The organism is Streptomyces sp. NBC_01707 (assembly GCF_041438805.1).
Lineage (GTDB): Bacteria > Actinomycetota > Actinomycetes > Streptomycetales > Streptomycetaceae > Streptomyces.
The window spans coordinates 7,188,143-7,212,227 of the sequence record NZ_CP109190.1; the positions used below are offsets into that span (position 1 = coordinate 7,188,143).

Here is a 24,085-nt window from a genome sequence, read left to right on the forward strand (position 1 = left end):
ACCACAGCAGAAAATATGGTCATTCCCGCCTTTGGCGGGCAGGCCTGAGTGGATCGCGGGCACTTGGTGACAGGTTCCGATCCACCACAGAGCGGAGGACTCAGAGCATGGCCGGCGCGATGCGCAAGATGGCGGTCTACCTCGGCCTCGTGGAGGACGATGGGTACGACGGTCCGGGGTTCGACCCCGACGACGAATTCGAACCCGAGCCGGAGCCGGAGCGTGACCGGCGGCGGCACCAGCCCGCGCATCAGGTGGAGCGGGACCGCGAGCGGGACGAATCGGTACGAGTGGTGCAGCCGCCCGCGCAGCGGGAGCCCGTCCAGATCCCGGCGGAGAGCGTGCGACCCGCCCGAATCGCGCCCGTGGCATCCATCACACCTGAACGCCCGAACATGGAGAAGAACGCACCGGTGATCATGCCCAAGGTCGTGTCCGAGCGGGAGCCCTACCGGATCACCACGCTGCACCCCCGGACCTACAACGAGGCCCGTACCATCGGGGAACACTTCCGTGAGGGCACTCCGGTGATCATGAATCTCACGGAGATGGACGATACGGACGCGAAGCGACTTGTCGACTTTGCGGCAGGACTCGTCTTCGGTCTCCATGGCAGCATTGAACGGGTGACGCAGAAGGTGTTCCTGTTGTCGCCTGCTAACGTCGATGTCACGGCGGAGGACAAGGCCCGCATCGCTGAGGGCGGATTCTTCAACCAGAGCTGAGAACACGACACCGGGAACGACCCCGGCCGAGAGGCCGGAGCTACGAGAGCCAGGGGAGAGGGAAGCGCGAAATGGGCGTCGCACTGCAGGTTGTCTATATCGCGCTGATGTGTTTCCTCATCGTGCTGATCTTCCGGCTGGTCATGGACTACGTCTTCCAGTTCGCACGTTCATGGCAGCCCGGCAAGCCGATGGTGGTGCTTCTTGAGGCCACCTACACTGTCACCGATCCACCGCTCAAGCTTCTGCGGCGGTTCATTCCGCCGCTGCGTCTCGGGGGCGTGGCACTCGACCTGTCCTTCTTCGTTCTGATGATCATCGTCTACATCCTGATCGCGATTGTGACCAGGCTGTGAACGATACGGTCTTGCCGACTGCCGACGACTACGTAGAGGTGAAGAAGAGATGCCGCTGACCCCCGAGGACGTGCGGAACAAGCAGTTCACGACCGTCCGTCTCCGAGAAGGCTATGACGAGGACGAGGTCGATGCCTTCCTCGACGAGGTCGAGTCCGAGCTGACCCGCCTGCTCCGTGAGAACGAGGACCTGCGCGCCAAGCTGGCCGCCGCCACGCGTGCCGCCGCGCAGAACCAGCAGCAGGGCATGCGGAAGCCGGAGCCGCAGGACCGGCCCGGGGCACCCGTGCCCGCCGCCATATCGGGTCCGCCGGTCCAGCAGCAGCCCCCGCAGATGGGTCCCCCCCAGCTGCCCGGTGGTGCTCCGCAGCTGCCCGCCGGTCCCAGCGGTCACGGCCCGGGTCAGCACGGCCCCGGCCCTCAGGGTCAGCACGGTCCCGGCCCGATGCAGGGCGGCCCCATGGGCGGTCCCATGGGTCACGCGCCGCAGCAGATGCAGCAGATGCAGCAGATGCAGCCGCCGCAGATGCAGCAGCCGCAGATGCAGCAGCCCGGTCAGGGCCCCGGTGGCGACAGCGCCGCCCGTGTCCTCTCGCTCGCACAGCAGACCGCCGACCAGGCGATCGCGGAGGCCCGTTCCGAGGCCAACAAGATCGTCGGCGAGGCGCGGAGCCGTGCCGAGGGCCTGGAGCGCGACGCGCGTGCCAAGGCGGACGCGCTGGAGCGGGACGCGCAGGAGAAGCACCGCGTGGCGATGAGCTCGCTGGAGTCGGCCCGCGCGACGCTGGAGCGCAAGGTCGAGGACCTGCGTGGCTTCGAGCGCGAGTACCGGACCAGGCTGAAGTCCTACCTGGAGAGCCAGCTGCGTCAGCTGGAGACCCAGGCCGACGACTCGCTGGCCCCGCCGCGGACCCCGGCTGCCGCTTCGCTGCCGCCGTCGCCCTCGCTGGCTCCGGCCGGTGCGGGTGCCATGGGACACACCATGGGTGGCAACCACGGTGGTCACGGTGGCCCGCAGATGGGCGGCAACCCGTCCATGGGCGCCGGACCGTCCTACGGTGGCCAGCAGCAGATGTCGCCGGCCATGACGCAGCCGATGGCACCGGTGCGGCCGCAGGCGCCGCAGCCGATGCAGCAGGCGCCGTCGCCGATGCGTGGGTTCCTGATCGACGAGGACGACAACTGAGCGGGTCGCGCGCGCTGAGCGCGTAGCCGTCGGCAGGCTGAGGGCCGGGCCCCGGGGATTTCCCCGGGGCCCGGCCCTTTTGCCGTGCGCAGCGGCCGGGGGTGCGCCCGTGGCGGTCCTTGCCCCGTACCCGCCCCCTCCCGGCCTCGGGCACCGCCCCGGACCCCGCGTCGCCGTCGCCGAAGAGGCGGGAAGCCGGCCCCCGGCGATCGCGGAGCAGCAAAAGGCCCGGCCGGAATCGCTCCGGCCGGGCCTTTTGCTGCTCCCGTGCGGGTTACTGCACCGTCTTGCGGAGGCGGAACGTGAGGGACAGGCCCTCGTCCTCGAACGGGGCGCCGTACGCCTCGTCCGCCTCGCCCTCCGCGTAGTCCAGCGCCAGCACCTCGTCCGCGATCAGCGGCGCATGCTCGGTCAGGGCCTCCACCGTCGCCGGCGACGTGGACGTCCAGCGGACGGTGATGCGGTCCGCGACGTCCAGGCCGCTGTTCTTGCGGGCCTCCTGGATCAGCCGGATCGCGTCACGGGCCAGCCCCGCGCGCCGCAGCTCCGGGGTGATCTCCAGGTCCAGAGCGACCGTCGCGCCCGAGTCGGACGCCACCGACCAGCCCTCGCGCGGCGTCTCGGTGATGATCACCTCGTCGGGGGAGAGGGTGACCTGCTCGCCGTCCACCTCGACCGACGCCGTGCCCTCGCGCAGGGCCAGCGAGAGCGCCGCCGCGTCGGTGTTCGCCACGGCCTTCGCGACCGCCTGGACGCCCTTGCCGAACCGCTTGCCCAGCGCCCTGAAGTTCGCCTTCGCCGTCGTGTCGACCAGCGAGCCGCCGACCTCCGAGAGGGAGGCCAGCGAGGAGACGTTCAGCTCCTCCGTGATCTGGGCGTGCAGGTCGGGGGAGAGCGCGTCGAAGCCGGACGCCGCGACCAGCGCCCGGGAGAGCGGCTGGCGGGTCTTGACGCCCGACTCCGCGCGCGTGGCCCGGCCGAGCTCGACCAGGCGGCGTACCAGCGCCATCTGGGTGGAGAGGGCCGGGTCGATCGCCGTGAGGTCCGCCTTCGGCCAGCTGGAGAGGTGGACCGACTCGGGCGCGTCCACGGTGACCGGGACGACCAGGTCCTGCCAGACCCGCTCGGTGAGGAACGGGGTCAGCGGGGCCATCAGCCGGGTGACCGTCTCGACGACCTCGTGCAGGGTGCGCAGCGCCGCCTTGTCGCCCTGCCAGAAGCGGCGGCGGGAGCGGCGTACGTACCAGTTGGACAGGTCGTCCACGAACGCGGAGAGGAGCTTGCCGGCACGCTGGGTGTCGTAGCCCTCCAGTGCCTGCGTGACCTGGTCCACCAGTGCGTTCAGCTCGCTGAGCAGCCAGCGGTCCAGGACCGTGCGGTCCGCCGGGGCCGGGTCGGCCGCGGAAGGCGCCCAGTTCGACGTACGGGCGTACAGGGCCTGGAAGGCAACCGTGTTCCAGTACGTGAGGAGGGTCTTGCGCACGACTTCCTGGATCGTGCCGTGGCCCACGCGCCGCGCGGCCCAGGGGGAGCCGCCCGCCGCCATGAACCAGCGGACCGCGTCCGCGCCGTGCTGGTCCATCAGCGGGATCGGCTGGAGGATGTTGCCCAGGTGCTTGGACATCTTCCGGCCGTCCTCGGCGAGGATGTGGCCCAGGCAGACCACGTTCTCGTACGACGACTTGTCGAAGACCAGCGTGCCGACGGCCATCAATGTGTAGAACCAGCCGCGGGTCTGGTCGATGGCCTCGGAGATGAACTGCGCCGGGTAGCGGCTCTCGAAGAGCTCCTTGTTCTTGTACGGGTAGCCCCACTGCGCGAACGGCATCGAACCCGAGTCGTACCAGGCGTCGATGACCTCCGGGACGCGGTACGCCTCCAGCTGGCAGTTCTCGTGCGTGCAGGTGAACGTGATCGCGTCGATGTACGGACGGTGCGGGTCCAGGTCCGACTGGTCGGCGCCGGTGAGGTCGGTGAGCTCGGCGCGGGAGCCGACGCAGGTGAGGTGGTCGTCCTCGCAGCGCCAGATCGGCAGCGGGGTGCCCCAGTAGCGGTTGCGGGACAGGGCCCAGTCGACGTTGTTGTTCAGCCAGTCGCCGAAGCGGCCGTTCTTGACCGAGTCAGGGAACCAGTTGGTCTTCTCGTTCTCTTCGAGGAGCCGGTCCTTGATGGCGGTCGTACGGATGTACCAGGACGGCTGCGCGTAGTAGAGCAGCGCGGTGTGGCAGCGCCAGCAGTGCGGGTAGCTGTGCTCGTACGGGACGTGGCGGAAGAGTTTGCCGCGGGCGGCCAGGTCCTCGGTGAGCGCCTCGTCGGCCTTCTTGAAGAAGACGCCGCCGACCAGCGGCAGGTTCTCCTCGAAGGTGCCGTCGGGGCGGACCGGGTTCACGACCGGCAGACCGTACGCGCGGCAGACCTTGAGGTCGTCCTCACCGAACGCGGGGGACTGGTGGACCAGACCCGTACCGTCCTCGGTCGTCACGTACTCGGCGTTGACGACGTAGTGCGCCGGGACCGGGCTGCCCTCGCTGTCGCTCGGGAAGTCCACGAGGGTGAACGGGCGCTCGTACGTCCAGCGCTCCATCTCGCGGCCGGTGAAGGCCTGGCCGGTGAGCTCCCAGCCCTCGCCGAGTGCCTTCTCCAGGAGGGGCTGGGCGACGACGAGCTTCTCCTCGCCGTCGGTCGCGACGACATAGGTGACGTCGGGGTGTGCGGCGACCGCGGTGTTGGAGACCAGCGTCCACGGAGTGGTCGTCCAGACCAGCAGCGCGGCCTCGCCGGCCAACGGGCCGGAGGTGAGCGGGAAGCGTACGAAGACCGAGGGGTCGACGACCGTCTCGTAGCCCTGCGCCAGCTCGTGGTCGGAGAGGCCGGTGCCGCAGCGCGGGCACCACGGGGCGACGCGGTGGTCCTGGACCAGCAGGTCCTTGTTGAAGATCTCCTTCAGGGACCACCAGACGGAGTCGACGTACGACGGGTCCATCGTCCGGTACGCGTCGTCCAGGTCGACCCAGTAGCCCATGCGGGTCGTGAGCTCGCTGAACGCGTCGGTGTGGCGGGTCACGGACTCACGGCACTTGGCGTTGAACTCGGCGATGCCGTACGCCTCGATGTCCTTCTTGCCGTTGAAGCCCAGCTCCTTCTCCACCGCGAGCTCGACCGGCAGCCCATGGCAGTCCCAGCCGGCCTTGCGGCCCACGTGGTAGCCCTGCATGGTGCGGAAGCGGGGGAAGACGTCCTTGAAGACGCGGGCCTCGATGTGGTGGGCGCCGGGCATGCCGTTGGCGGTCGGCGGGCCCTCGTAGAAGACCCACTCGGGGCGGCCCTCGGACTGTTCGAGGCTCTTGGCGAAGACCTTTCTCTCGCGCCAGAAGTCGAGCACGGCGTGCTCCAGCGCGGGAAGGTCGACCTGGGCGGGTACCTGGCGGTACTGCGGCGATGTCATGGGCGAGATTCCTCCGGCGGACGTTTTCCACTTCCGTCGGAGGGACGAGAACCGTGCCGGCTCCCGCGGTACCACCCTCCTTGGCCCCGGGTGTGCGCCCGTGGCCCCCTCATTGGGGTCGCGATGCCGGTTCTACTTGCCTTGCGGCGTTCTTCCGACGGCTCCGGGTGATCTTCACGACGCGCTCGCCCCCGGGCTCCCACCGTCCCCGGGTCGCTCCTGGCTGCCTACGACGCTACTCGTCCCATCCATGCCTCTCGCTGGGGCCAGTGTACGGGCCCGTACGGGCGACGGCCGACCGGTTTATCCAGGCGGCGCGACCGTGACCCGAATGGCGCGACGGGGCGTACGGAGTCCTGGCGGGGGCCGGGAGCCGGATTACCGGGCGGGGAGCTGGGCACAACGGTTTCAGGCGCGCGGTGATCCGGCACGAGGAGGGGCGATCCGGCGGCGTGCCCCGTTGCCGCGGGGCTGGGGCCGATTTATCGTCCCAGCACGATTCGCGTGCAAGATCACAATATGTGAAGGGGCCGCGGCCATGGTGGCGAAGAAGACCGCCGAACAGAAGTCGGCGTCAGCGAGATCCCCGGGCGCGGCGGCCGAGGCGACGACCGAGGAGGCGGGCTCGCAGACCGCTGCGGATGCGGGTCCGAGGAAGGCCGCGGCGAAGAGCACGGCGGCCAAGAAGGCGGCAGCGAAGAAGGCCGTGGCGAAGAAGGCTCCGGCCAAGAAGGCCACTGCGAAGAAGAGCGCGGTCAAGAAGGCTTCGAAGAAGGCCGCTGCGGCGGACACGGGGGCGGCCGAGACCGCCCAGGAGACGGGAGCCCACACGGTGGTAGCCAAGAAGAGCGCAGCCCGGACCCGCACGGCCGGCAAGGGCGCGGCGCCCGTACCGCCCGCCCGGGTCGCCGCGACAGAACCCGGGGAGCTGGCCGTACGGCCGGGCGAGGACCCCTGGACGCCGGAGGAGGTCTCGGAGGCGCGGGCCGAGCTGACCAGCGAGATCATGCGGCTGCGCAGCGAGCTTGAGGCCTCCGGGGTCGCGCTCGCCGGGTTGATGAGGGACTCCGGCAACGGGGCCGGTGACGACGAGGCGGACACCGGCACGAAGAACATCACCCGTGAGCACGAGATGGCGCTCGCCGCCAATGCCACGGAGATGCTGGAGCAGACCGAGCGGGCGTTGGCCCGGCTCGACGCGGGGACGTACGGACTGTGCGAGATCTGCGGCAAGCCGATCGGCAAGGCGCGGATGCAGGCGTTCCCCCGGGCCACTCTCTGTGTCGAGGACAAACAGAAGCAGGAGCGCCGCAGCTGATCCGCGGGTGGCGTGTCGTACTCTCGTCTTCGGTCAGGAACCTAGGTTGAGGGACTCACGTGGCAGAGGCGGAGCGCATCATCGGTACGCCGGACATCCCTGGAGCTGAGGGGACCGAGGGCGCCGGGGACAAGGTCCAGGGCGAGGTCCCGGGCAAGAGCAAGCGGAAGATCATGGTGCTCTTCGCCGTGGCCGTCTTCGCCTATCTGCTCGACCTGATCAGCAAGATGATCGTGGTCGCGAAGCTGGAGCACCACGAGCCCGTCGAGGTCCTCGGCGACTGGCTGCGGTTCGACGCGATCCGGAACGCCGGCGCCGCGTTCGGCATCGGCGAGGCATTCACGGTGATCTTCACCGTCATCGCGGCGACTGTGATCGTGGTCATCGCCAGGCTCGCCCGCAAGCTCTACAGCCTGCCGTGGGCCGTCGCCCTCGGCCTGCTGCTCGGCGGGGCGCTCGGCAACCTCACCGACCGGATCTTCCGCTCGCCCGGCGTCTTCAAGGGCGCGGTGGTGGACTTCATCGCCCCGGCGCATTTCGCCGTCTTCAACCTCGCGGACTCCGCCATCGTCTGCGGCGGCATCCTGATCGTGATCCTTTCCTTCAAGGGCCTGGACCCCGACGGCACCGTGCACAAGGACTAGCGGGGGCAAGGCATACTCGACAGGTGAGTACGTATCCCGAGGTCCGCACCCTGCCCGTACCCGACGGTCTGGAAGGCGAGCGTGTCGACGCCGCCATCTCCCGGATGTTCGGTTTCTCCCGCACCAAGGCCGCCGAGCTGGCCGCTGCCGGGAAGGTGCAGGTGGACGGGGCCGTGGTCGGGAAGTCCGAGCGCGTGCAGGGCGGCGCCTGGCTGGAAGTCGAGATGCCGCAGGCGCCCGCTCCGGTGCAGATCGTCGCCGAGCCCGTCGAGGGCATGGAGATCGTGCACGACGACGACGACATAGTCGTGATCATGAAACCCGTCGGGGTGGCCGCCCACCCGAGCCCGGGCTGGACCGGCACCACCGTGATCGGCGGCCTCGCCGCGGCCGGGTACCGGATCTCGACGTCCGGCGCCGCCGAGCGCCAGGGCATCGTGCACCGCCTCGACGTCGGCACCTCCGGCCTGATGGTCGTCGCCAAGTCCGAGCGGGCATACACGGTGCTGAAGGGCCAGTTCCGCGACCGGGTCGTCGAGAAGAAGTACCACGCGCTGGTCCAGGGACACCCGGACCCGATGAGCGGCACCATCGACGCCCCTATCGGGCGTCACCCCAACCTCGACTACAAGTGGGCGGTCACGGCCGAGGGCAAGCCCTCCGTGACGCACTACGACCTCATCGAGGCGTACCGGGCGGCCAGCCTCCTCGACATCAAGCTGGAGACCGGCCGCACCCACCAGATCCGCGTGCACATGTCCGCCCACCGTCACCCCTGCGTGGGCGACCTCACCTACGGCGCCGACCCGACGATGGCCAAGCGTCTCGGGCTGACGAGGCAGTGGCTGCACGCGGTCCGGCTCGGCTTCGAGCACCCGGCGGACGGCAGCTGGGTGGAGTTCGCCAGCACCTACCCGGACGACCTGCAGAACGCGTTGGACAAGATCGCGGCGGAGAGCGAATGACCACCGGAATCCCGGCCCCGTACATCACCCGCATAGCCGTCGACGAGAGCGACCTCGCGGCCTGTTTCCGGGTCCGCAAGGAGGTCTTCGTCGGCGAGCAGAACGTGCCCGAGGAGATCGAGTACGACGCCTACGACGCGGACGCGGTGCATGTCATCGCCGTCGCGGCGGACGGTTCGGTGCTCGGTACGGGACGGCTGCTGCACGGCGCGGGGGTGGCCGCCAAGACAGGTGGCGACCTCACCGTCGGCTCGCTCGGCCGGCTCGCGGTGGCCAAGCGGTCGCGCGGCCTCGGGGTCGGCGTGGCGCTGGTCGGCGCCATCGAGGACGCGGCCCGCGGGCTCGGACTCGTCGCCGTGGACCTGCACGCCCAGACCCACGCGCTCGGCTTCTACGAGCGGCTCGGGTATGTGGCGTACGGCCCCGAGTTCGCGGATGCGGGGATCGCCCACCGGGCGATGCGCCGCGTTCTGTAGCAGGCACCGCCCCGGTCGTACGGACCGGAGCGGCACAGCCCCCGGCACACGTCCGCGTCAGCCCGGCAGACCTCGGTGCGGTCCGCGTCCACCAGGAACGCTCGGGAAGGCACATCGTGGACCAGATGGCACTGCTCCTGCTGCTGTTGCTCGGAGCCGTGGTCACGGTGCCACTGGGGGAGCGCCTCGGGCTGCCGGCGCCGGTCCTGATGACGCTCGCCGGAGTGGCCATGGCGTTCATCGGCTTCGTACCGGATGTGGACATCCCACCGGAGATCATCCTTCCCGCGCTGCTGCCTCCGCTGCTCTACGCCTCCGCGCAGCGCACCTCCTGGCGGCAGTTCGCCGCCAACAGACGACCGATCTTTCTGCTGGCCGTGGCACTGGTCTTCGTCACCACGGCCGCCGTCGCCGCCGTCGCCCACGCGATCGTCCCCGGGCTGCCCCTCGCCGGAGCCGTGGCGCTCGGTGCGCTCGTCGCCCCGCCCGACCCGGTCGCGGTGACCGCCGTCGCAGGATCGCTCGGGCTGCCGCGCCGGCTCGTCTCCATCCTGGAGGGCGAGGGGCTGTTCAACGACGTGACCGCGATCGTGCTCTACCACGTGGCGATCGCCGCAGTGGTCAGCGGCACCTTCTCGCTGCCGCACGCCTTCGGGCTGCTGATCCTCTCCGCGGTCGTCGCCGTGGCGGTCGGTCTCGCGCTCGGCTGGCTGACCATCAAACTCATGGGCGTGCTCGGGGATGCGACCCTCCAGGTCGGCCTTACGCTGCTGGTGCCCTTTGTGAGTTACGTGCTCGCGGAGGAGCTGATGGGGTCGGGCGTGCTCGCCGTGCTCACCACCGCGCTCTTCCTCGCCGAGTACACCGCCGACGCCGACGACGTCCTGGGTCGGCTCACCGGCCGTACCTTCTGGGAGATCGTCGACACCCTCGTCACCGGTATCGCCTTCGGCCTGATCGGCCTCGAACTGCACAACGTCTTCGGGACGTCGGACGGCCGCGAACTACGGATGCTCGGCTGGGGGCTGGCGATCGTCGTGGTCGTCGTCGGTGTGCGGCTGCTCTACCTGCTGCCCGCGACCTGGCTGGCCAAGCGGCTGCACCGCCGCCGTGACTACAGTGAGGAGATCCCCACCAGTTGGCGGGAGACGGTCGTGATGTGGTGGGCCGGGATGCGCGGGGTCGCCTCCGTCGCGCTGGCGCTCGCGGTTCCGCTGAAGACGGAGGACGGGAAGCCGTTCCCCGGCCGCGACGAGATCGTCTTCATCGCCTTCGCCGTGATCATGGCGACCCTGGTCTTCCAGGGGCTCACCCTGCCATGGCTGGTGCGCAGGCTCGGCGTCCGCGCGGACACGGACGCGGAGGTGGCACTGGAGCGGGATCTGGCGATCCGTGCCGCGAAGGCCGCGCGGCAGCGGCTCAGGGAGATCCAGGAGGTCGAGGAGTTCCCGCAGGAGGTCGTGGAGCGGCTGCTGCGAGTGGCGCACGACGTGGGGGCACGGATCAGCCCCGAGATGGTCGACGAGGACCGGCGCGAGGCGTATGCGCAGCGTGCCGAGCGACTCAGGGCGGTCGGCCGGATCCAGCGCGAGATGATGTCCGCGGCCCGCCATGCGGTGCTGTCGGCGCGCAGCGAGACGGGGACGGACCCGGAGGTGGTCGACCGGGTGCTGCGGCAGCTGGACGTCCGGAGCCTGCGCTGACGACAGGGCCTGCCGTCGTGCCGGGGATCGGCGGTCGTGGTGTCGTCGTTCACCGTACTGTCGGTCGCAACTGGCACCATTGCTCCCATGAACATCATGCTTTTCCACTCGACGTACGGTCTGCGCCCCGCGGTGCACGCGGCCGCCGCCCGGCTTCGCGCAGCCGGGCACGAGGTGTACGTGCCCGACCTCTTCGACGGGCGCACGTTCGAGACCGTCGAGGAGGGCATGGCCTTCAAGGACGAGGTGGGCAAGGACGAACTCCTCCGGCGCGCCGTGCTGGCCGCCGCGCCCTACTCCGAGCGAGGCCTGGTCTACGCGGGCTTCTCCTTCGGTGCGTCAACCGCCCAGACCCTGGCGCTCGGTGACGAGAAGGCGCGCGGACTGCTGCTGCTCCACGGCACGTCGGACATCGCCGAGAACGCGTCGGTCGACGAGCTGCCCGTACAGCTGCATGTCGCCGACCCGGACCCGTTCGAGACGCACGACTGGCTGAACTCCTGGTATCTGCAGATGCAGCGGACCGGCGCCGATGTCGAGGTCTACCGCTACCCCGGGGCGGGCCATCTCTTCACCGACCCGGATCTGCCGGACTACGACGCGGCGGGGGCCGAGCTGACCTGGAAGGTCGCGCTCGGCTTCCTCGCCACCCTGTAGACGGACCCGGGGCCCCGCCACCGTGACGGTGTACGGGGCCCCGGCGGCCTCGACCGTGGATCAGGCGCGGTACGCGGCCCAGCTGTCGCTCATCCGCTGCACCTGGCCCGCGGTGAACTGGTACATGCAGGAGTCGTACGTGTAGTCCATGAAGTTGTGGATGGGGTCGACCCCGGTCTTGTTGGTGCAGGTGTCGCGTCCGGTCGGGCACTCGAACGCGGCGCTCTTCTCCGCGGGCGTGTCGGAGACGTAGTCGCCGTTGCCGTTACAGCCGCCCTGGAAGGTGTGGTAAAGCCCCATCCAGTGGCCGACCTCGTGGGTGGCCGTGTCGCCCTCGTCGTAGTTGGCGGCCGAGCCGCCCGGCAGCGAGGCGTCGAGGATCACCACGCCGTCCATGCTCGGGCTGGACTTGTACGAGCTGGGGAAGGTGGCCCAGCCGAGCAGCCCGCCACCGAGGTTGGCGGTGTAGACGTTGAGCGCGTTCTTGCCGCCCTTGCGCAGCGCCGTCTTCATCGCCCTCTCGGCGGACGAGCCCGAGGAGAGGTTGTACCACGCGGCATTGTCCGTGTAGTCGGTACCGGCCAGCGAGAACTGGAAGCCGGTGTCGCTGTTGCCGGTGCCCTGGCCGCTGTAGGCCGCGTTCAGCACGTTCATCTGGCTGCTGATGTCGCCGGCCGTGAGCTTGCCGGTGGTGCCGGAGTGGATGACGTGGAAGTAGACCGGGATGGTCGCTCCGGCAGCGGCCAGCGTGGTTCCGCTGACCCGGCGGTCCGCGAGTCTCTCCTTCAACTGCGTGTCCATGGCCTTGGCCTGGGTCGCGGTGAGTTCGTTGGGCTCCGCGGCGTGCTTGGTGCCCGAGGGGCGGGCCTGGCGCGCGGTGGCGTCGGTGCTCGCGCACTTCTCGGCCGAGGCGGCGACGGAGGACCCCTTGGCGGCAGCTGAGCCGGTGGGCGCGGAGAGCGGTGCCAGGGCCAGGGTTCCGGCCAGGACGGCGGTACCGATCGCACGGTTACGTATACGCGGCGATATACGGACAAGAATGCGCACAGAAACTCCTCGCGGATGTGTGGGGGAGGGACTTCCTCGCCTGCCGACGGGAGATTACGTGTCCATGCCACATCTTGAGGAGAATCGATCAGGCCCAATCAATCGTGGGGCAAACCGGGGATACGGGAAGAAATATTTCTGCGTGCTCCGGAGTTTGAGATGCGGACGTGACGTCGCGCGTTACCCCGGCGGGTGGTGTGTCCCCATTGGGGAAAGGGAACGCGCCACCCGCCGTATTGATGTAATGCGCCGTCAACATGGCCCGGCGTGGCTGGAAATAGACGTTCAGCGCACCGGTCGGTCGGCCCGCTCGACCTTCTGGGTGCCGCTGAGCGTCCGGTACGAACGTGTCCAGGCCGAGGTCGCGTCCTGCTTCGTCTTGTCGGAGACCACGTAGTAGTCCATCTGCGAGCGCTCGGCGGTCACATCGAGGACTCCGTAGCCGTGCGAGTCCATGTCCACCCACTTCACATGGCGGTTGGCGGCCTTGACCGCGGCCGCGGCGAGCACGGAGACCGTCTGCGGTGCGACATGCAGGATGTCGTCGAGGTTGTCCGAGGTCACCGACGTCACCACGAACTCCGTGGCGGCCGACGCCGAGAGCGGATATGTCGCGGCCTTCACCGGTACGTCGTTGGCCCATGCCATGTGGATGTCGCCGGTCAGGAAGACCGTGTTGGTGATCGACCGGTCCCGCAGATGAGTGATCAGTTCCTTGCGGTCGTCCGTGTACCCGTCCCACTGGTCCACGTTGACCGCGAGCCCCTCCTCGGGCAGCCCCAGCAACCCTGCCAGCGGCGCCAGCAGATGGGCGGGTACGGAACCGAACGCGACCGGCGAGATCATCACCGATGTGCCGACCAGCTTCCACGTGGCGTCCGAACCGGCCAGGCCCGACTTCAGCCAGTCCAGTTGCGCCCGGCCGGTGATCGTGCGGTCCGGGTCGTCGACCGAACCGTTGCCGATCGACGACTGCTGGGAGCGGAAGGTGCGCAGGTCCAGGAGGTGGAGATCGGCCAGGTTGCCGAAGCGCAGCCGCCGGTAGACGGTGCCCTCGGTGGACGCGCGGACCGGCATCCACTCGAAGTACGCCTGCTTGGCGCCGGCCGCCCGGTCGGCCCAGGCGCCCTCCGTGCCGGGTGTGTGGTTCTCGGCCCCGCCCGACCAGGCGTCGTTGGCGAACTCGTGGTCGTCCCAGATCGCGATCACCGGATGCGTGGCGTGCAGGGTCTGCAGATCGGCGTCCGTCTTGTAGTGGCCGTGCCGGGTCCGGTAGTCGGCGAGGGTGAGGATCTCGTTCCTCGGCTCGTGCGGCCGTACGACGTACTTCGCGTCCGGGTAACTGCCCGACGCGTACTCGTATATGTAGTCGCCGAGATGGAGGACCGCGTCGAGATCGGCGCGGGCCGCGAGATGGCGGTACGGGGAGAAGTAGCCGGACTCCCAGTTGGCGCACGACACCACCCCGAAGCGCACGCCCGGGGTGGCCGCTCCGGGCGCCGGAGCCGTACGGGTACGGCCGGCCGGGGACCGCACCGCCCCGCCGTCACCCGCCGAGAAGCGGAACCAGTACGTGGTCGCCGGGGCCAGGCCCCGGACGTCGGCCTTGACGGTGTGGTCGGACGCGGCCTCGGCGACGGTGGAGCCCTGCGCGACGATCCGGGCGAACTCCTTGTCCTCGGCGACCTCCCACCGCACCGCGGTGTCGGCGCCGCGGCCGGAGCCGGGCACGGCGTCGGGGGTGGGGGTGACACGGGTCCACAGGAGGATGCCGTCGGGCAGCGGGTCACCGGAGGCGACGCCGTGCAGGAAGGCGGGGCCGTCGGCGGCGCGGGCGCTGGTGGCGGCACCGAGCACGGGAGCGACGACGGCGGTGGCGGCAGCGGCCTTCACGAGCGTGCGGCGGCTGGGAGCGGAGAGGGACGAAGAAAGGTGTCGACTGGTCACGGAGCAGAACCCTACTGACCAGTACGCCGAACGGGCGGGCGAACAAAGGAAGTTCGCCCGCCCGTCAGGAAAACGCTGTCCGGAATTAGCCCTTCAGGGCGCCGGTGATCGCGGTGTTGAAGTCGGCGACGGTCATGGGGGCGTTCTTGGTGCCCTCGCCGGTGAGCGTCTTGCCGTCCATCTTCAGCGTCGGGGTGCCCTGGACGCCGCTCTTGTCGAACGTCTCGGACATCTTCATCGCCCAGTTGTCGTACGTGCCGTCGTTGACGTTCTTCTGGAACGCCTTGTTGTCCTTCAGCTCGGGCACGGTGTTCGCGACCTCGATGAGGTACGAGTCCTTGGCGAACTTGTCGTCGGCCTCCTCCGGGTGGTACTTCGCGGAGTAGAGCGCGTACTTGTAGTCGAGGAACGCCTGAGGACTGATGTCGAGAGCCGCACCCAGCGCGCTGAGCGCGTTCTTCGAACCCTCGCCGTTGTCGCTGTTGTCGATGAACGTCGCGCCGACGTACTTGACCTTGTACTTGCCGGCGTCGACGTCCTTGTGGACCGTCTCCCCGACTGTCTGCTCGAACTGGGCGCAGATCGGGCAGCGGGAGTCCTCGTACAGCTCGAGGGTCTTCTTCGCCGTCGACTTGCCGACGACGACGGTCGTGCCGTCGGTGCCCGACGTGTTCTTCGGCGCGGTGACCTTCTTCGCGTCCTTGGCCGCCTCCCAGTGGGAGGGCTTGTTCAGCTGCATCACGCCGTAGCCGACGCCGCCGGCCACCGCGAGCACGGCGACGATCGAGAGGCCGACGACGACCTGCTTGCGGACCTTGTCCTTCTTGGCCTGGCGTTCGCGCTCGGCGCGCAGCCGCTCACGGGCGGCTGCCTTGTTGGCCTGGCTGTTGCGCTTGCTCATGGTTGTTGTCTCCGTGGTGTGTGGGGCGTACGTCGTCAGGGACTTGCGGCGCTCAGGCAGTGGCGCAGGCCGAGCGTGGCGGTCCCCTCCGTCCCACGGAGTGCACGAGGAGACGGGCGTGCGCGAGGAGGTGCGGGCCCTCCGGCCTGGGCCGGGCCGCGCGGCGCAGGGAGCGGCCGGCCGTGCCGACCACGGCGACCGCGACCAGCAGCGGCCGGAACGCCGTGGCGGCGACCGCCCGCAGAAGACCCGCGAGCGCGGACTCGCCTCGCCGCAGCCATGCCGCGGCCAGCAGACCGACCGTCACATGGGCGGCCAGCAGCAGCCACGGCACCGCGGGACCCGGGGAGGCCAGCAGGGCGGCCGCACCGTGCCCGGGTCCGGTCACCGAGGCCAGCGGGGTGCCCACCGCGCCGACGTGGCCGAGCTGTGCGGAGCCGGCACCGACATCGCCGCCGCCGCACAGGACGTCCACACCGACCGAACGCAGCGGGCCCGCGATCGGGCCGCCCGCCGCGCCGTAACAGAGGTGCTGGCCGGTGGTGAAGACGGTGTCGGCGGTCAGCTCCAGCGGCACCAGCAGTCCGGCGATCGCACCGAAGCCGCGCTCCCGGCCGGCCAGCGCGTACGCCACGGCGAAGACGAGACCGGCGAGTGCGCCGACGACCGTCAGAGGCAGCGGCACCTGGGAGAGCAGCACATGGGACGCAGCGGAGAGCGTCACGACGAGCGCTGTGAAAAGCGCCGCGCGAACGACTCTGAGCTGCGTCCCTGATATGTCCATCGCCCGAGAGTGTGCCATGTGAACCTGTAAGCGACCCCTAAAGGGGGCATCGCTCGGTGAGCAGGCTCACAGCCCCGGGATGCGGCCGTTGCGGAAGAGGTCCACGAAGATCTGGTGGTCGGCGCGTGCCCGGGCCCCGTAGCTGTGCGCGAAGTCCACCAGCAGCCCGGCGAAGCCCTCCTCGTCCGCCGCGATCGCCGCGTCGATGGCCCGCTCGGTGGAGAACGGCACCAGCGAGTGGCCGCTCTCGTCGTCCGCCGCCGAGTGCATGGTCGCCGTCGCCCGGCCGAGGTCGGCGACGACCGCCGCGATCTCCTCCGGCTCGTCGATGTCGGACCAGTCCAGATCGACGGCGTACGGCGACACCTCGGCGACCAGCTGCCCGGAGCCGTCCAGCTCGGTCCAGCCGAGCCACGGGTCGGCGTGGGCCTGCAGGGCACGCTGCGAGATGACCGTGCGGTGCCCCTCGTGCTGGAAGTAGTCGCGCACGGCCGCGTCGGTGATGTGCCGGGAGACCGCCGGGGTCTGCGCCTGCTTGATGTAGATCACCACATCGTTCTCCAGGGCGTCGCTGTTGCCCTCCAGAAGGATGTTGTACGAGGGCAGGCCGGCCGAGCCGATGCCGATGCCGCGACGGCCGACGACGTCCTTCACCCGGTACGAGTCGGGGCGGGTCAGGCTCGACTCGGGCAGTGTCTCCAGATAGCCGTCGAACGCGGCCAGCACCTTGTAGCGCGTCGCCGCGTCCAGATCGATCGCGCCGCCGCCCGCCGCGAACCGGCGCTCGAAGTCCCGGATCTCCGTCATCGAGTCGAGCAGCGAGAACCGGGTCAGCGAGCGGGCGTCGCGCAGCGCGCCCAGCAGCGGGCCCTCGGCGGTGTCCAGCGTGAAGGGGGGCACCTCGTCGTTCTTCGCGCCCGTCGCGAGCGCGTGGATCCGCTCGCGGTAGGCCGCCGCGTAGACCCGGACGAGTTCAGTGATCTGGTCGTCGCCCAGCGCCTTCGCGTACCCGATCAGGGCGACCGAGGCGGCGAACCGCTTCAGGTCCCAGGTGAACGGGCCGACGTACGCCTCGTCGAAGTCGTTCACATTGAAGATCAGCCGGCCGTTGGCATCCATGTAGGTGCCGAAGTTCTCCGCGTGCAGATCGCCGTGGATCCACACCCGGCCGGTCCGGTCGTCCAGGTACGGGCCGCCGTGCCGCTCCCGCTCCAGGTCGTTGTAGAACAGGCACGCCGTGCCCCGGTAGAAGGCGAACGCCGAGCCTGCCATCTTGCGGAACTTGACCCGGAAGGCTGCCGGGTCCGCGGCCAGGAGCTGGCCGAAAGCGGTGTCGAAAACCTCGAGAATCTGCTCCCCGCGCTGCGCTGCGCCGGTCTGCGCTTCCGACATTTCTGGGTGCCTCCTGGTACCTGGCGTTCATGACAAATGGGACGGTCGTCTCCGACCCCTCAACGCGTGACGGTACTCGGGAGTGCCCCTTGGCTGTCAGTCCGGCGACGTAGACTTCCACGCTGTTCCCCCAGTCCGTCATTGCTTGTTTCCCCGGAGGCCCGACGCCGTGACCAAGCCGCCCTTTACGCACCTCCACGTCCACACCCAGTACTCGCTGCTGGACGGTGCCGCGCGGCTCAAGGACATGTTCGCTGCCTGCAATGAAATGGGCATGTCGCACATCGCGATGACGGACCACGGCAACCTGCACGGGGCGTACGACTTCTTCCACCAGGCGAAGAAGGCCGAAGTGACGCCGATCATCGGCATCGAGGCGTACGTCGCCCCGGAGTCGCGCAAGCACAAGCGGAAGATCCAGTGGGGTCAGCCGCACCAGAAGCGCGACGACGTCTCGGGTTCCGGTGGGTACACCCACAAGACGATCTGGGCGTCGAACAAGACGGGTCTGCACAATCTCTTCCGGCTCTCCTCGGATGCGTACGCCGAAGGCTGGCTGCAGAAGTGGCCGCGAATGGACAAGGAGACCATCTCCCAGTGGTCCGAGGGCCTGATCGCGTCCACCGGCTGCCCGTCCGGCGAGGTGCAGACGCGGCTGCGTCTCGGCCAGTTCGACGAGGCGGTCCAGGCGGCCTCCGACTACAAGGACATCTTCGGCGAGGGCAAGTACTTCCTGGAGCTCATGGACCACGGCATCGAGATCGAGCGCCGGGTCCGTGACGGGCTCCTCGAAATCGGCAAGAAGCTGAACATCCCGCCGCTCGTGACGAACGACTCGCACTACACGTACGCCGGCGAGGCCTCCGCGCACGACGCGCTGCTGTGCATCCAGACCGGCAAGAACCTCTCCGACCCGGACCGCTTCCGGTTCGACGGCACGGGCTACTACCTGAAGACGACGGACGAGATGTACGCCATCGACTCCTCCGACGCCTGGCAGCAGGGGTGCGCGAACACCCTGCTGGTCGCCGAGCAGATCGACACCACCGGGATGTTCGAGAAGCGCGACCTGATGCCGAAGTTCGACATCCCGGACGGCTTCACGGAGATCACCTGGTTCCAGGAGGAGGTCCGGGTCGGCATGAACCGCCGCTACCCCGGCGGTGTCCCCGAGGACCGGCAGAAGCAGGCCGAGTACGAGATGGACGTCATCATCCAGATGGGGTTCCCGGGGTACTTCCTCGTGGTCGCCGACTTCATCATGTGGGCCAAGAACAACGGCATCGCGGTGGGCCCCGGCCGTGGCTCCGCGGCCGGTTCGATCGTCGCGTACGCCATGGGGATCACCGACCTCGACCCGATCGAGCACGGGCTGATCTTCGAGCGGTTCCTCAACCCCGAGCGTGTCTCCATGCCCGATGTCGACATCGACTTCGACGAGCGCCGACGCGTCGAAGTGATCAGGTACGTGACGGAGAAGTACGGCGCCGACAAGGTCGCCATGATCGGTACCTACGGCAAGATCAAGGCCAAGAACGCGATCAAGGACTCCGCCCGCGTCCTCGGCTACCCGTACGCGATGGGCGACCGGCTCACCAAAGCCATGCCCGCCGACGTCCTCGGCAAGGGCATCGACCTCTCCGGGATCACCGACCCGAAGCACCCTCGCTACAGCGAGGCGGGCGAGATCCGGGGGATGTACGAGAGCGAGCCGGACGTCAAGAAGGTCATCGACACCGCAAAGGGCGTCGAGGGACTGGTCCGGCAGATGGGCGTGCACGCCGCAGGCGTCATCATGTCCAGCGAGCCCATCGTCGACCACGCCCCGGTCTGGGTGCGGCACACCGACGGCGTCACCATCACGCAGTGGGACTACCCGCAGTGCGAGTCGCTCGGCCTGCTGAAGATGGACTTCCTCGGCCTGCGCAACCTCACCATCATGGACGACGCCGTCAAGATGGTGGAGGCCAACAAGGGCATCAAGCTGGAGCTGCTCTCCGTTCCGCTGGACGACCCCAAGACGTACGAGCTGCTGTGCCGCGGTGACACGCTCGGCGTCTTCCAGTTCGACGGCGGCCCGATGCGCTCCCTGCTGCGCCAGATGCAGCCCGACAACTTCGAGGACATTTCCGCCGTCTCGGCCCTGTACCGGCCGGGCCCGATGGGCATGAACTCGCACACGAACTACGCCGAGCGCAAGAACGGCCGCCAGGAGATCACCCCGATCCACCCGGAGCTGGAGGAGCCGCTCAAGGAGACGCTCGGCCTGACCTACGGCCTGATCGTCTATCAGGAGCAGGTGCAGAAGGCCGCCCAGATCGTCGCCGGGTACTCGCTCGGCGAGGCCGACATCCTGCGCCGCGTGATGGGCAAGAAGAAGGCCGACGAGCTGGCGAAGAACTTCGTGCTCTTCCAGGCGGGCGCGAAGAAGAACGGCTTCTCCGACGCGGCGATCCAGGCCCTGTGGGACGTGCTGGTCCCCTTCGCCGGGTACGCGTTCAACAAGGCGCACTCCTCCGCGTACGGCCTCGTCACCTACTGGACGGCGTACCTCAAGGCGAACTATCCCGCCGAGTACATGGCGGCGCTGCTGACCTCCGTCAAGGACGACAAGGACAAGTCCGCGGTCTACCTCAACGAGTGCCGCCGCATGGGCATCAAGGTGCTCCCGCCGAACGTCAACGAGTCCGAGTCGAACTTCGCCGCCCAGGGCGACGACGTCATCCTCTTCGGACTGACGGCCATCCGTAACGTCGGACAGAACGTCGTCGACTCGATCATCCGGTGCCGCAAGGCGAAGGGGAAGTACAGCACCTTCCCCGACTTCCTCGACAAGGTCGAAGCGGTCGTCTGCAACAAGCGGACCGTCGAATCGCTGATCAAGGCCGGCGCCTTCGATGAGATGGGCCACACGCGCAAGGGTCTCGTCGCCCACCACGAGCCGATGATCGACAACGTCGTGCAGGTCAAGCGCAAGGAGGCCGAGGGACAGTTCGACCTCTTCGGCGGCGGCGACGAGGAGAGCGACGAGCCGGGCTTCGGGCTCGACGTCGAGTTCTCCGACATCGAGTGGGAGAAGTCGTATCTGCTGGCCCAGGAGCGCGAGATGCTCGGGCTGTACGTGTCCGACCACCCGCTCTTCGGCATCGAGCACGTCCTGTCCGACAAGTCCGACGCGGCGATCTCCCAGCTGACCGGCGGGGAGCACGCCGACGGCGCGATCGTCACCATCGGCGGCATCATCTCCGGGCTCCAGCGCAAGATGACCAAGCAGGGCAACGCCTGGGCCATCGCCACAGTCGAGGACCTCGCCGGTTCCATCGAGTGCATGTTCTTCCCCGCCACGTACCAGTTGGTGTCCACCCAACTCGTCGAGGACACCGTCGTCTTCGTCAAGGGGCGGCTCGACAAGCGCGAGGACATTCCCCGGCTGGTCGCGATGGAGATGCAGGTCCCCGACCTCTCGTCCGCGGGGACCAACGCACCGGTGGTGCTCACCATCCCCACGGTCAAGATCACGCCGCCGATGGTCGCCCGCCTCGGCGAGGTGCTCAGCAACCACCGCGGCAACACCGAGGTGCGGATCAAGCTCCAGGGTCCACGGAAGACCACCGTCCTGCGGCTCGACCGGCACCGGGTCCAGCCGGACCCGGCGCTCTTCGGCGACCTGAAGGTGCTGCTCGGCCCGTCCTGCCTGGCCGGCTGAGCGGCCACCGCACACGCACCGCACACACAGGAGGGGCGCCCCGCGAGAGCGGGAGCGCCCCTCTCCGGTTGCCGGCTGCAGGCCGGACCGGGAGAAAACAGGTCAGTTGTGGCCGAATCGCCGCTGGTGCTTACGCGCAACATCAGCAGGGCTGCCCTGGGCCTGCGACTGAGGCTTCATCTGCGACTCGTAAGCCGTCGACTTCGCCTCCTCCGCACCGCGCTCCGCGGGGGACACGCGGTCCTGCTGGCTGCTCTGCTTGCGGTTCTTGTTCTTGGCCATGGTGTTCCTCCTGTGCGGAATCTCGGGGCCAGGACCGCTGTCAGACTCACATATCAGGATATAGCCCGCATGTTGGATCATTACCGTGCGTAGTAAAGAGGTATCATGCGCCGATTTACCGATCCGCCACGCCGATGATCGAGTTCCGGCCGTCAAGCCCCTTGCCGTCGGGCAGACTCGAAGGAAACCCTGAGCAGAACCCATCCCGATTTCTGGAAGAGGGTGGAACGCGTGGACCGTTGCGTCGTCCTGGTGGACGCCGGCTATCTGCTGGGAGCAGCCGCGAGTCTGCTGGCCGGAGAGCCCGCCCGTTCCCGCATCACCGTCGACCATGCGGCACTGATCCAGGGCCTGCGTGAGCGGGCCGAGGCCGATACGGCGCAGCCGCTGCTGCGGATCTACTGGTTCGACGGCGCCCCCGACCGCGTACCCCAGCCCGAACACCGCAGGCTGCGGGTCATGCCGCGGGTGACCGTGAGACTGGGGGCACTCACCCGCAGTGACGGTCGGTGGGCGCAGAAGGGCGTCGACGCCGCGATGCACGCCGAACTCACCGAGCTGGCCAGAAACCGCGCCTGCTCCGATGTGGTCCTGGTGACCGGCGACGGCGATCTGCTGCCCGGCCTGATGTCTGCCAAGGAACACGGTGTCGCCGTGCATCTGTGGGCCGTCCAGGCCGCCGACGGCGACTACAACCAGTCCGAGGACCTGGTCGCCGAGGCCGACGAACGCCGGGTGCTCGACCGGGCCTGGATCACCCAGGCCGTACGGGCCAAGGACAACGGCGGCAGCTGCGCCCCGCCGCCCGCCCCCCGTCCCGAGATCGCCGCGATCCTCTCCGCGCCGCTGCCCGAGGCGGCCCTCGCGGCCTCCGCCGAGCGGGCCTCGGAGGCCCAGGCGGCCGCCGCCCGCAACGGCTCGGCGGAGCCGGTCGTCAACGACGCCGCCCACGCCCCGGCCGCGCATGCCGGCAGGGGCGTCCCCACCCCTAAGGACCTGGCGGGCAGCCTCCGCGGGCCCGGCGCCCTGCCGGGCCACGCGGCCCCGCCCCCGGCGAGCGCCACCCTGCGCTGGTCCTCGGAGAGGGGTTGGGTGGAGCGCGGCGGCCAGCTCGGCGAACCCGCCGAGACCGCGTCGCTGCCCACCCTCGCCCAGCTCACCTCCGCCGAGCAGCGCTGGGCGGACCGCGAGGAGGACATCACCACCGTCGGCGGGGACCCCTTCGAGGTGGGCCAGGTCTTTGCCCGGCGCTGGATGGAACGGCTGCCTGAGACCGTCCATCTGCAGAAGCTGTCGACCATGTACCCACGTATTCCGCACCGCATCGACGGTGAGCTGCTGCGGTACGCGGCACGATTCGGCCTGCTCGCCCACAAGGACGATCAGATCGACGAGCACGACCGGTACGCGATCCGGGCGGGTTTCTGGCGCGAGATCGACGTACGCGCGGCGGCCGAACACGCTCCCGCTGCGGAGTAGTCCGGCAGCCCCGGGCGCAATACGGGGCATCCGACCCCGTACCCTCGTACCTCGTGAGTACGGGCACAGCACAGGCGCAGACGGCGACCGGGACCGTGTGCGCGGTGCGTGATCTGGTCAAGACCTATCCCGCCGCCCGCGGCCGCCGCGGCGCACCGGCCACCCCTGAGGTGCGCGCCACCGACGGGATCAGCCTCGACGTCCGGCGCGGCGAGATCTTCGGCTTGCTCGGGCCCAACGGAGCCGGGAAGTCCACTCTCGTCCGGCAGCTCACCGGGCTGATGCGGCCCGACTCCGGCAGCGTCGAGATGCTCGGCCACGACCTCGTACGACACCCCGAGCGGGCCTCCCGGCTGATCGGCTACCTCGGGCAGGAGTCCACCGCCCTCGACGAACTGACCGTGTCGCTCGCCGCCGAGACCACCGGCCGGCTGCGCGGACTCGCGGTACGTGACGCCCGCGCCGAACGCGACGCCGTACTCGACGAACTCGGCCTCACCGACATTGCGGCGCGCCCCCTGAAGAAGCTCTCCGGCGGGCAGCGGCGGCTCGCCTGCTTCGCGGCGGCGCTGGTCGGGGAGCGGCCGGTGCTCGTCCTCGACGAGCCGACGACCGGGATGGACCCCGTCGCCCGGCGCGCGGTCTGGGCCGCCGTCGACCGGCGGCGCGCCGAACGCGGTGTGACGGTACTGCTGGTCACCCACAACGTGATCGAGGCCGAGACCGTCCTCGACCGGGTCGCCGTCATCGAACGAGGCAAGGTCATCGCCTGCGACACCCCGACCGGGCTCAAGGAGCGCGTCGCCGGCGAGGTCCGGGTCGAGCTCGTGTGGCGCGAACGCGCACCGCTGGACGTACCCGAAGTGGCCGCTCTGCGCGCGCTGGCCCAGGAGTCCGGGCGCCGCTGGGTGCTGCGGCTCGGGCCGGACGAGGCGCGGGCGGCGGTCGCGGCGGTGACGGGCGGGGCGGCATTCGCCGCACTGGACGACTTCACGTTGGCGACGCCGAGCCTGGAGGATGTCTATCTGGCGCTCGGCGGGAATACGACGCAGGGGCTGGTGAAGGCGTGACC

Annotated in this window: 19 protein-coding genes; 12 read left to right on the forward strand and 7 right to left on the reverse strand. The window is 69.3% G+C overall.

Translation table 11 applies throughout. From position 1 onward, the window contains the following. Positions 1 to 107 precede the first annotated feature (107 nt). From OG963_RS32205 to OG963_RS32215, 3 genes are all read left to right on the forward strand, one after another. The gene (locus tag OG963_RS32205) at positions 108 to 725 is read left to right on the forward strand and encodes a cell division protein SepF (protein WP_030919357.1); all 618 of its coding nucleotides are present in this window, start codon (positions 108 to 110) and stop codon (positions 723 to 725) included. 71 nt (positions 726 to 796) lie between these two features. After that, the gene (locus OG963_RS32210) at positions 797 to 1,081 is read left to right on the forward strand and encodes a YggT family protein (protein ID WP_030919359.1); all 285 of its coding nucleotides are present in this window, start codon (positions 797 to 799) and stop codon (positions 1,079 to 1,081) included. Positions 1,082 to 1,130: 49 nt separating this feature from the next. Beyond that, positions 1,131 to 2,267 (forward strand): DivIVA domain-containing protein, encoded by a 1,137-nt coding sequence (locus OG963_RS32215; RefSeq protein WP_371799730.1) that lies wholly within the window; start codon positions 1,131 to 1,133, stop codon positions 2,265 to 2,267. A gap of 274 nt (positions 2,268 to 2,541) precedes the next feature. On the opposite strand, the gene ileS is transcribed toward OG963_RS32215, so the two are convergent. Further along, positions 2,542 to 5,712 carry an isoleucine--tRNA ligase gene (gene ileS, locus OG963_RS32220; protein ID WP_371799731.1) on the reverse strand — a complete coding sequence of 1,057 codons (3,171 nt, stop codon included), beginning with the start codon at positions 5,710 to 5,712 and terminating at the stop codon, positions 2,542 to 2,544. Positions 5,713 to 6,250: 538 nt separating this feature from the next. Between ileS and OG963_RS32225 the strand changes: the two genes are divergently transcribed. The 6 genes from OG963_RS32225 (at position 6,251) to OG963_RS32250 (ending at position 11,475) form a co-directional block, all read left to right on the forward strand. Continuing rightward, positions 6,251 to 7,030 (forward strand): TraR/DksA family transcriptional regulator, encoded by a 780-nt coding sequence (locus tag OG963_RS32225; RefSeq protein ID WP_371799732.1) that lies wholly within the window; start codon positions 6,251 to 6,253, stop codon positions 7,028 to 7,030. Between the two features lie 59 nt (positions 7,031 to 7,089). Next, a complete protein-coding gene (lspA, locus tag OG963_RS32230; RefSeq protein ID WP_030919368.1) occupies positions 7,090 to 7,674 on the forward strand; it encodes a signal peptidase II in 585 nt (194 codons plus the stop codon). A 23-nt stretch (positions 7,675 to 7,697) separates the two neighbouring features. Then, entirely contained in the window at positions 7,698 to 8,639 is a 942-nt protein-coding gene (locus OG963_RS32235) for an RluA family pseudouridine synthase (protein WP_030919371.1), read from the forward strand. Beyond that, complete coding sequence (locus OG963_RS32240) at positions 8,636 to 9,115, forward strand: GNAT family N-acetyltransferase (RefSeq protein ID WP_371799733.1); 480 nt, start codon at positions 8,636 to 8,638, stop codon at positions 9,113 to 9,115. The genes OG963_RS32235 and OG963_RS32240 overlap by 4 nt, the downstream gene beginning before the upstream one ends. Before the next feature lie 116 nt (positions 9,116 to 9,231). Continuing rightward, on the forward strand, positions 9,232 to 10,818 hold the full coding sequence (locus tag OG963_RS32245; protein WP_371799734.1) for a Na+/H+ antiporter: 1,587 nt from the start codon (positions 9,232 to 9,234) through the stop codon (positions 10,816 to 10,818). An 87-nt stretch (positions 10,819 to 10,905) separates the two neighbouring features. Continuing rightward, complete coding sequence (locus OG963_RS32250) at positions 10,906 to 11,475, forward strand: dienelactone hydrolase family protein (RefSeq protein ID WP_093772255.1); 570 nt, start codon at positions 10,906 to 10,908, stop codon at positions 11,473 to 11,475. Positions 11,476 to 11,535: 60 nt separating this feature from the next. On the opposite strand, the gene OG963_RS32255 is transcribed toward OG963_RS32250, so the two are convergent. The 5 genes from OG963_RS32255 to OG963_RS32275 all read right to left on the reverse strand — a co-directional run bounded on the left by OG963_RS32255 (position 11,536) and on the right by OG963_RS32275 (position 17,546). After that, positions 11,536 to 12,522, reverse strand: coding sequence for a zinc metalloprotease (locus tag OG963_RS32255; RefSeq protein ID WP_256223499.1), 987 nt, complete (start codon positions 12,520 to 12,522; stop codon positions 11,536 to 11,538). A gap of 285 nt (positions 12,523 to 12,807) precedes the next feature. Further along, a complete protein-coding gene (locus OG963_RS32260; protein WP_093771637.1) occupies positions 12,808 to 14,469 on the reverse strand; it encodes an alkaline phosphatase in 1,662 nt (553 codons plus the stop codon). A gap of 85 nt (positions 14,470 to 14,554) precedes the next feature. Further along, positions 14,555 to 15,370, reverse strand: a complete 816-nt coding sequence (locus tag OG963_RS32265) for a DsbA family protein (protein ID WP_093771639.1) — start codon at positions 15,368 to 15,370, stop codon at positions 14,555 to 14,557. Positions 15,371 to 15,422: 52 nt separating this feature from the next. After that, a complete protein-coding gene (locus OG963_RS32270; protein ID WP_371799735.1) occupies positions 15,423 to 16,154 on the reverse strand; it encodes a hypothetical protein in 732 nt (243 codons plus the stop codon). Positions 16,155 to 16,220: 66 nt separating this feature from the next. Then, positions 16,221 to 17,546 (reverse strand): DUF2252 domain-containing protein, encoded by a 1,326-nt coding sequence (locus tag OG963_RS32275; RefSeq protein WP_093929634.1) that lies wholly within the window; start codon positions 17,544 to 17,546, stop codon positions 16,221 to 16,223. Positions 17,547 to 17,715: 169 nt separating this feature from the next. Between OG963_RS32275 and dnaE the strand changes: the two genes are divergently transcribed. Further along, positions 17,716 to 21,252 (forward strand): DNA polymerase III subunit alpha, encoded by a 3,537-nt coding sequence (gene dnaE, locus OG963_RS32280; RefSeq protein WP_093771645.1) that lies wholly within the window; start codon positions 17,716 to 17,718, stop codon positions 21,250 to 21,252. Between the two features lie 102 nt (positions 21,253 to 21,354). On the opposite strand, the gene OG963_RS32285 is transcribed toward dnaE, so the two are convergent. Then, a complete protein-coding gene (locus tag OG963_RS32285; protein ID WP_030919400.1) occupies positions 21,355 to 21,534 on the reverse strand; it encodes a hypothetical protein in 180 nt (59 codons plus the stop codon). Between the two features lie 222 nt (positions 21,535 to 21,756). Between OG963_RS32285 and OG963_RS32290 the strand changes: the two genes are divergently transcribed. Together OG963_RS32290 and OG963_RS32295 are read left to right on the forward strand one after the other, a co-directional pair. Then, on the forward strand, positions 21,757 to 23,013 hold the full coding sequence (locus OG963_RS32290; protein WP_030919402.1) for an NYN domain-containing protein: 1,257 nt from the start codon (positions 21,757 to 21,759) through the stop codon (positions 23,011 to 23,013). Between the two features lie 95 nt (positions 23,014 to 23,108). Beyond that, positions 23,109 to 24,083, forward strand: a complete 975-nt coding sequence (locus tag OG963_RS32295; protein ID WP_030919405.1) for an ABC transporter ATP-binding protein — start codon at positions 23,109 to 23,111, stop codon at positions 24,081 to 24,083. The last annotated feature ends 2 nt before the right edge of the window (positions 24,084 to 24,085 follow it).

Excerpts from the sequence above, each read along its gene's own strand:
- OG963_RS32205 (WP_030919357.1), top strand. The coding sequence starts at position 108 with ATGGCCGGCGCGATGCGCAAGATGGCGGTCTACCTCGGCCTCGTGGAG.
- ileS (WP_371799731.1), bottom strand. The coding sequence starts at position 5,712 with ATGACATCGCCGCAGTACCGCCAGGTACCCGCCCAGGTCGACCTTCCC.
- OG963_RS32240 (WP_371799733.1), top strand. The coding sequence starts at position 8,636 with ATGACCACCGGAATCCCGGCCCCGTACATCACCCGCATAGCCGTCGAC.
- OG963_RS32270 (WP_371799735.1), bottom strand. The coding sequence starts at position 16,154 with ATGGACATATCAGGGACGCAGCTCAGAGTCGTTCGCGCGGCGCTTTTC.
- OG963_RS32285 (WP_030919400.1), bottom strand. The coding sequence starts at position 21,534 with ATGGCCAAGAACAAGAACCGCAAGCAGAGCAGCCAGCAGGACCGCGTG.
- OG963_RS32250 (WP_093772255.1), top strand. The coding sequence starts at position 10,906 with ATGAACATCATGCTTTTCCACTCGACGTACGGTCTGCGCCCCGCGGTG.
- OG963_RS32225 (WP_371799732.1), top strand. The coding sequence starts at position 6,251 with ATGGTGGCGAAGAAGACCGCCGAACAGAAGTCGGCGTCAGCGAGATCC.
- OG963_RS32215 (WP_371799730.1), top strand. The coding sequence starts at position 1,131 with ATGCCGCTGACCCCCGAGGACGTGCGGAACAAGCAGTTCACGACCGTC.
- OG963_RS32265 (WP_093771639.1), bottom strand. The coding sequence starts at position 15,370 with ATGAGCAAGCGCAACAGCCAGGCCAACAAGGCAGCCGCCCGTGAGCGG.
- OG963_RS32210 (WP_030919359.1), top strand. The coding sequence starts at position 797 with ATGGGCGTCGCACTGCAGGTTGTCTATATCGCGCTGATGTGTTTCCTC.
- OG963_RS32275 (WP_093929634.1), bottom strand. The coding sequence starts at position 17,546 with ATGTCGGAAGCGCAGACCGGCGCAGCGCAGCGCGGGGAGCAGATTCTC.